This is a genomic window from Alteromonas sp. AO-Serp, assembly GCF_017849675.1.
GTDB lineage: Bacteria > Pseudomonadota > Gammaproteobacteria > Enterobacterales > Alteromonadaceae > Alteromonas > Alteromonas macleodii.
Genome location: NZ_JAFLMX010000309.1, coordinates 1 through 1368, shown reverse-complemented (window position 1 = coordinate 1368; position 1368 = coordinate 1). Strand labels below are relative to the sequence as shown.

Sequence of the window (1368 nt, the reverse complement as noted above, 5' to 3'; positions counted from 1 at the left end):
AATATTTGCTCATTGCCGTTAATATCACCGTAACCATTCCCGTAGCCAAGACGTACGCGCGCTAGGAAAGACCAGCGCTGGTTACGAGATAATGGGAAGTACCACTTACCGTCAAATACTGTCTTGAAGTAGTTAACGTCTGAGTTAGGCGTGGTAATACTGAATGACGCACGCTGAGACGAACCAGCAGTAGGGAACAGACCACGGTTAAGCGTACTTCTGCTCCAGCTTACGCTTGCCAAGAAGCTATCATATTTAATAGCCGCATCAGGATCTTCACCGTTAGTAAACTGATTATAGAACTGCTCAGTTTGCTCGTAGTAACCACGGTTGAATAGCTCTACGTTGCTGTAGGTCAAACCGAAGTTAATACGGTTGAATTCGTTGATTGGATAACCAATGTTCGCACCAATAGACCAGCGCTTAGAGTTGTACTGAATAACGTTAAAGTCAGAACCGTCGAACTCACTATAGCCCAAGCTTCCACCCAAACTAATACCGTCAATGGTAAAATAAGGGTCGTTGTACGTGATTTGCGCACTGCGCTGATATGAAACCGTGCTTAGGTTAAGACCCACACGTTTACCTGTACCCAAGAAGTTATCTTGCTGGATACCCGCCTGTAGGCTTAGCTTCGTTCTGTCACCATAGCCGATACCAGCATTAAACGAGCCCGATGGCTGTTCTTTTACGTTAAAATTAACGTCTACTTTATCTTCTGAACCCGGGATACGTACCGTTTCAAATTCAACCTCTTCCATATAAGTAAGTCGAGAAAGCTGGTTCTTTGAAGACTCAAGTAAGTTATTCGACAGCCACGTACCTTCCATCTGGCTGACATTTTGACGCAGAACGCTATCGGCTGTTACTACGTTGCCGTTAAATTTAATGCGGTTGACGTAGATACGTTTGCCAGGGTCAACGGACAGCGTAAGCTTAACCGTTTTGTCTTCATCATTAATTTCAGGAACCGTAGTTACTGTTGGGTAAGCGTACCCAAAGCGACCAAGATACTTACTGATAAATTCTTCTGTATACGTTACTTCTGCTTGGTTATACAATTCACCCGTAGTAAGCGGAAGCACGCGTTCAATATACTCTTCGTGCCCGAGTACATCGCCTACCAATTCCACTTCAGAGATAGTGTATTGCTCACCTTCTGTTACGTTCATGGCGATGTAGATACCTGACTTTTCAGGTGTCATTGAAACTTGTGTAGAGTCAACGTTAAAGCGAAGGTAACCACGGTTTAAGTAATGGTTACGCAGCGTTTCCATATCCCCTTGCAGCGTTTGCTGCTGGTAGCGAGTTTCCGACAGGAAATCCCACCAAGGCGTATCGTATTGCAGCTCGAAAGCCTCCATCAGC

1 protein-coding gene is annotated in these 1368 nt (G+C 45.0%); it reads right to left on the bottom strand.

All coding sequences use genetic code 11. The features are described from left to right. Positions 1-1368 (bottom strand): outer membrane protein assembly factor BamA (gene bamA / locus QVA83_RS19790; protein ID WP_287498852.1); only part of this gene is annotated, 1368 nt, incomplete at both ends.